This is a genomic window from Corallococcus praedator (assembly GCF_003612125.1).
Taxonomy (GTDB): Bacteria; Myxococcota; Myxococcia; order Myxococcales; family Myxococcaceae; genus Corallococcus; species Corallococcus praedator.
The window spans coordinates 1-5565 of the sequence record NZ_RAWI01000514.1; the positions used below are offsets into that span (position 1 = coordinate 1).

A 5565-nucleotide genomic window follows, 5' to 3' on the forward strand; every position below is an offset into this window, starting at 1 on the left:
GGGCGGGAAGAATGTTCAGCCCCCGCTTCCGCCTTCCTGGAGAAGGGGAGCGGGGGCCGGGGAACCACGGGTCAGAAGCCGACGCCGGCGCTGCCACCGAAGAAGAAGTCGTTGGCGTAGCCGCGGCGCAGGCCCATGGCCTCGACGCGGAAGGTGAGGTGCAGGGTGCGGGAGAGTGCGGGGCGCCCGCGCAGGCCGATGCCGTACTGGATGACGGGCTTGAGGCCGTTCACCTTCGTCTCGTCGTCGCCCACGGTGATGCCGGTGTTCTGGTAGGCGATGCCGCCGCCTGCCTGCGCGTAGACGCCGAAGGCGGACTGACCGAAGCGCAACAGGTAGGCCGGGGCGAGGGTGAAGTAGTGAAGCCGCGTGTCCCCCCTGATGAAATTCGTGCCGTCGCTGAGGCTGCCGTAGAGCCAGCGCAGGTCGGCGAAGAGGGCTTCACGCAGGGGCTCGTTGTCGAGCGAGCGGCCGAACTCCCAGGTGGCGCGCACGCCCATCGCGGGCCGGTTGTCGGAGAAGTCGCCCCGGGCACTGTCCACCAGCAGGACGCCCGCGCCCAATTCCACCGCGACGCCCAGGTTGGGGTCGTCCAGGCGGGAGAGCTTCTCGAAGCCGTCGTCGTTCTCGCGCTCGGCGGCTTCGCGGAACTCGTCGGTTTCGTCCACCAGCTTGCGACGTCGCTCGTAGGCGTCGTCATCGTCCTTCTGGGCCTTGTCCGAGGCGCGGGCGGCGTCGTCTTCCGGATAGGCGTACGGGTCGTCCTCGTCGGACTGAGCGAGCGCGGGTGCAGCGAGGAGCAGGCCGCCAGCGAGGCAGGCCTTGAGCAGTGAGTTCAAGGGAGCGGGCCTCATTCGATGACGATGCTGGGGCAGGTGGCGCCCGCGGACGTGCTGGGCGGGCAGTAGTTGTCGCCGATGAGCCACTCGCGCGGAATCCGCAGGTGGTCCACGAACTCGTTGCACACGGCCTTGCGCAGCTCCAGGTCCCCGATGTGGCCGATGATGGACAGCGCGGGCTGGGCCAGGGTGAAGCCCAGCTGGTTGTTCAGGAACACCTCGGTGCGCTGGAAGATGCCGGGGTTGGTGGGGCTGGTGTCGTAGTAGGCGGCGACGACGGCGCGCTGGAGCACCGCCTCCTGGTTCTGGGCGCGGCCCGCCTGGAAGAGCGCGGACGCCAGGATGGTGCCGACCTTGTACTCGTTGCCGCTGCCCGAGAAGGTGCCCACGTCCTGGCCCACCAGGTTGTTCCAGAGCTGCTGGCTCATGCACCGGTCGCCCTTCGAGATGTCCCGCTCGGCCGTGACGGCGGCGAAGGGACCGTTGTCGAAGGAGCTGGAGAGGAACGCTGGATCACACCCGTGGGGGCTGCGGCAGGTGGCCCCGTAGGCGTGGTAGTCCGCGAGCCCTTCGTCGAAGGACTTGAGCACGTTGGCGCCCATGCTGGGGCTCTCCTGCGACCAGGTGATCAACGACAGGGGGAACGACTGGGAGGCGTACGCCAGACGGTTGAAGACCAGGTGCGAGTACTCGTGCGCCATCACGCCCGCGTTGAGCGGCAGTGGCGCGCGCTGGATCTCCTCGAAGGGGAGCACCAGGAACGACTGGAGGATGGGGTAGAAGATGGCGTTGTCGCGCGCGGGGTCCTTGCTCTCCGCAGCGATGACGAACTCGGGGAAGTAGTAGAGCGTGGGGACCGGCTCGAAGTCGATCGACTTCATGTTGCCGACGGTCCGGAAGTACTCGTTGGCGCGCTCCAGGTTGTAATACGACGTCACCATGTTCCAGGAGTGGAAGTCCGCCGGCCACAGGACGTCCTCGCCCGTGGTGGGGTCCTTCTGGCTGATGTAGCTGGCCTTCACGTCGTGGCCGGCCTTCTTGAGCAGCACCTCCCCGATGGTGTCTTCCGTCGCGTTGTTGAGCGCCGGATCGTTCACGTCGATGACGATGCGCGCACCGCCCTGCAGGTCGCCGACGGTGCCCTTGAGCCCGACGATGTCCTCGATGGTGGTGAGTTCGACCTGGGTGGGTTGGTATTTGCCGTTGCTGGAGAGGGAGAGGACGGAGACCTTGAGGGGCGCCTCGCTGTCCGGCGCGCAGCCGGTGGCCAGCAGTCCCAGCCCGACGGCGGCGGTGATGACTGTTCGGAGCATGACGCCGTTTTACTCCGGACCGCTCAGAACGTGTATTCCCCTCCGAGTGTGAGCAGGCCGGAGACCTCCGCCGGCAGGTCCTCCGGGACGTCCCGCTGGAGGGCCACCGAGGCCCACACCCGCACCGGGTCCCCCAGGCGCACCGTCCAGCGGGAGGCCAGCACGTGGGCCACCCCCTGCGTGGGCACGTAGCGGGTGAAGGCGTAGGACACCTGCCCCTTCAGGGCGGGGTTCAGCCTCCAGGTCAGGGAGGGCTTCACGTCGAAGCGGGTCGGGGCGGAGGGAAAGCCGGTGCCGGCGTTGACGTCCGCCATGCGCCGCGTCACGGCCGCCCCCAGGTCCCGCAACTGGCGCCGTCTCAGGCCGGCCAGGGCCAGCCGGGCGGCGGCGCGGCCCTCCAACTGGGACTCCAGGGTCGCCTTCTCCGCGTCGGTGAACTGGCCGGCGGTGAGCGGGTCCTCGCTGTAGAGGGAGAAGCCGCCCCGGAGGCCCAGCTCCCAGCGGCCGTCCCAGAGGAGGCGCGCGCCCAGCGTGGGCCGGGCCACCCAGAGGAGGTCCTCCTGGGCGTAGCGCACGTGGGGGGTGCCGTCGGAGACGGTGAGCAACTGCCGGCGCAGGGGGTAGCGGTGGAGGCCCAGGCTCGCGTCCAGGCCGTACTCCACCTTGTGGAAGCCCGCCGAGTCGTAGCCCGCCGCCAACTGCACGCCCTGGCTGCCGTAGCCCGTCCGGGCGGTGAGGCCGGGGACGTTGAGCCGGGGCCGCTCCTGGGAGAGCTCCGTGTCGGAGCCCTTGGCCAGGCCCAGGCTGACGATGCCGGACAGGAGCCAGTGCTCGCCCGCCAGGTGGTCCACGCCCACGGAGAGCTGGTGGGTGGCGGCGGTGCCGGCCTCCGGACGCGCGCCCGTGTAGCCGAGCGTGAGGAACGTCGCCTCGCTGACGCCCACGTCGCCCAGGAGACTCCAGAGGCCGTAGCCCCGGCCGGCGCTGGCTTCGACGGTGAGGGAGCTGTCCGCGCCCTCCGCCCGGGCAGGGCCGGCCCCCAACATGCCCAGCACGGCGACTAGCATCCCCCCGGCGCGAAGGCATGCGGCGGCACGCGCGGTCATGTCCACGGGCTGACGACAGGTGGCTTTGTCCCCCTGCATGTCACCTCCAACCCGGGATCCGCTTCGCGGTTGCGGGAAGGCTGCATCCTGCCCGCTCCGATGCCCGTCTTCCGAGGGAGGAGGGGGCGTGCGGGAGCCACGGATTCCTTGACGCGCTGTTTCCACGATCCGCTATGGTGCCCGGCCTTTCTTCCCGAACAAAACGCAGGCGGTCTCCATGGCTGTTCCGTTCATCTCCGAGGTCAAGCGTACCCATACCTGCGGTCAGCTCACGGCCGCGAACGTCGGCGAAGAGGTCGTCCTCTTCGGCTGGGTGCACAACCGCCGCGACCACGGCGGCGCGGTGTTCATCGACCTGCGGGACCGCGAGGGTTTGACGCAGGTGGTGTTCGAGCCGGACAGCAAGGAGGCCCATGACATCGCGGGCAGCCTGCGTCTGGAGTTCTGCGTCGGCATCAAGGGCAAGGTGCTGTCGCGCGGCAAGAACGTGAATCCGAAGATGAAGACGGGGGAGATCGAGGTGAAGGCCTCGGACCTGACCATCTTCAACCGCTCGGAGCCCACGCCGTTCCTCATCGAGGACAACGTGGAGACGTCCGAGGAGAAGCGGCTGTCGCACCGCTATCTGGACCTGCGCCGGGGGCCCCTGCAGCGCACGCTGATGACGCGCTCGAAGATGAACGCGCTCACCCGTCAGTACATGAACGGGAACAACTTCCTGGAGCTGGAGACGCCCTTCATGGGCAAGTACACGCCGGGTGGCGCGCGCAACTTCCTGGTGCCCAGCCGCCTGAACCCGGGCAAGTTCTACGCGCTGGCGGAGAGCCCGCAGCTGTACAAGCAGCTGTTCATGGTCGCGGGCTTCGACCGGTACTTCCAGATCGTGAAGTGCTTCCGCGACGAGGACCTGCGCCTGGACCGGCAGCCGGAGTTCACGCAGATCGACGTGGAGATGAGCTTCGTCACCCAGGACGACATCTTCACCATCATCGAAGGCCTGCTGAAGAAGCTGTGGAAGGAAGTGCTGGGCCTGGACATCCCCACGCCGTTCCAGCGGATGGACTTCTACGAGTCCATGGCGAAGTACGGCAACGACAAGCCGGACCTGCGCTTCGGACTGGAGCACATCGTGCTCACCGACCTCATCCGTGAGCACGGCGCCGCGGGCGGCGTGCCCATGATGTGGGACGCGGTGCAGGAGAAGGGCATCGTCAAGGCGATGGTCGTCCCGGCGGAGAAGGCGCTGTCCCGCGCGGAGAGCGACAAGCTGGAGGACTTCGCGAAGCAGGCGGGCGCCAAGGGTCTGGCGCGCGCGAAGGTGGGCGAGGGCGGCGAGTGGACCCAGTCCCCGCTGTCCAAGACCATCACCCCCGCGCTGCGGCTGGCCATCAACCAGGCGTGCAACGCGAAGCCGGGCGACCTCCTGCTGTTCCAGTTCGGCCGCGAGTCGCTGGTGCACACGGTGATGGCGAACCTGCGCGTGCACGTGGCGAAGAAGCTGGGCCTCATCCCCGAGTACGGCAGCGGCGGCCAGTGGAGGTTCCTCTGGGTCGTGAACCCGCCCCTCTTCGAGTTCGACGAGGAGACCAACACCTGGGCCGCGGCGCACCACGCCTTCACGCGTCCGCACGACGAGGACGTGCAGTACCTGCTGTCGGATCCGGGCCGCGTGAAGTGCCACCGCTACGACGTGGTGCTCAACGGCTTTGAGATCGGCGGCGGCTCCATCCGCCTGCATGATCCGAAGGTGCAGTCGGAGGTGTTCCAGGCGCTGGGCATCCAGGAGGAGGAGGCGCGCACGAAGTTCGGCTTCCTGCTGGACGCGCTCAAGTTCGGCGCGCCCCCGCACGGCGGCATCGCGCTGGGCATGGACCGTCTGGTGATGCTGCTGACGGGCGCGGAGTCCCTGCGCGACGTGATTCCGTTCCCCAAGACGAAGACGGGCACCGACACGATGACGGGCGCGCCCGGCGACGTGGACGAGAAGCAACTGCGCGAGCTGCACGTGCGCTCCGTGCCGCTGCCGCAGAAGTAGTCGGTTCGCTGTCATGGCCCCCCGTCCCGCGTGCTCGCGCGGGACGGCGCGGGGACTGTCGTGACGCCGGGGCCGCGACGCCCGGTGGTGGACATCCCGGTGGCCCCTTCGTCCTTCGCCGCACCCCGCGCCCCTTCGGGAGGCCGGGTTGAGTGGCGGGAAGGCGACGGAAGGCACCCGGGGGTCGGGTGGACTTCCTCCGGGGCATTGCCATTGAGGGCAGGTGGCGTGCGAGGGGGAGGTCGGACGGCGATGCGGAGACAGGCCTGGGT

4 protein-coding genes are annotated in these 5565 nt (G+C 68.8%); 1 reads left to right on the forward strand and 3 read right to left on the reverse strand.

Annotated elements, in window-relative coordinates; all coding sequences use genetic code 11:
- Window positions 1-71 precede the first annotated feature (71 nt).
- Genes D7Y13_RS37575 through D7Y13_RS37585 form a run of 3 tightly spaced genes read right to left on the reverse strand, consistent with a single transcriptional unit; the run spans window position 72 to window position 3297 of the window.
- Complete coding sequence (locus tag D7Y13_RS37575; protein WP_233595603.1) at window positions 72-839, reverse strand: hypothetical protein; 768 nt, start codon at window positions 837-839, stop codon at window positions 72-74.
- 11 nt (window positions 840-850) lie between these two features.
- Window positions 851-2152, reverse strand: coding sequence for a hypothetical protein (locus D7Y13_RS37580; protein ID WP_120535470.1), 1302 nt, complete (start codon window positions 2150-2152; stop codon window positions 851-853).
- A gap of 23 nt (window positions 2153-2175) precedes the next feature.
- Window positions 2176-3297, reverse strand: coding sequence for a hypothetical protein (locus D7Y13_RS37585; protein ID WP_147444318.1), 1122 nt, complete (start codon window positions 3295-3297; stop codon window positions 2176-2178).
- Between the two features lie 178 nt (window positions 3298-3475).
- Here D7Y13_RS37585 and aspS point away from each other — a divergent pair, with 178 nt between their 5' ends.
- Window positions 3476-5293, forward strand: coding sequence for an aspartate--tRNA ligase (aspS, locus tag D7Y13_RS37590; RefSeq protein WP_120535468.1), 1818 nt, complete (start codon window positions 3476-3478; stop codon window positions 5291-5293).
- Window positions 5294-5565 lie beyond the last annotated feature (272 nt).

Excerpts from the sequence above, each read along its gene's own strand:
- D7Y13_RS37580 (WP_120535470.1), bottom strand. The coding sequence starts at position 2,152 with ATGCTCCGAACAGTCATCACCGCCGCCGTCGGGCTGGGACTGCTGGCC.
- D7Y13_RS37585 (WP_147444318.1), bottom strand. The coding sequence starts at position 3,297 with ATGCAGGGGGACAAAGCCACCTGTCGTCAGCCCGTGGACATGACCGCG.
- aspS (WP_120535468.1), top strand. The coding sequence starts at position 3,476 with ATGGCTGTTCCGTTCATCTCCGAGGTCAAGCGTACCCATACCTGCGGT.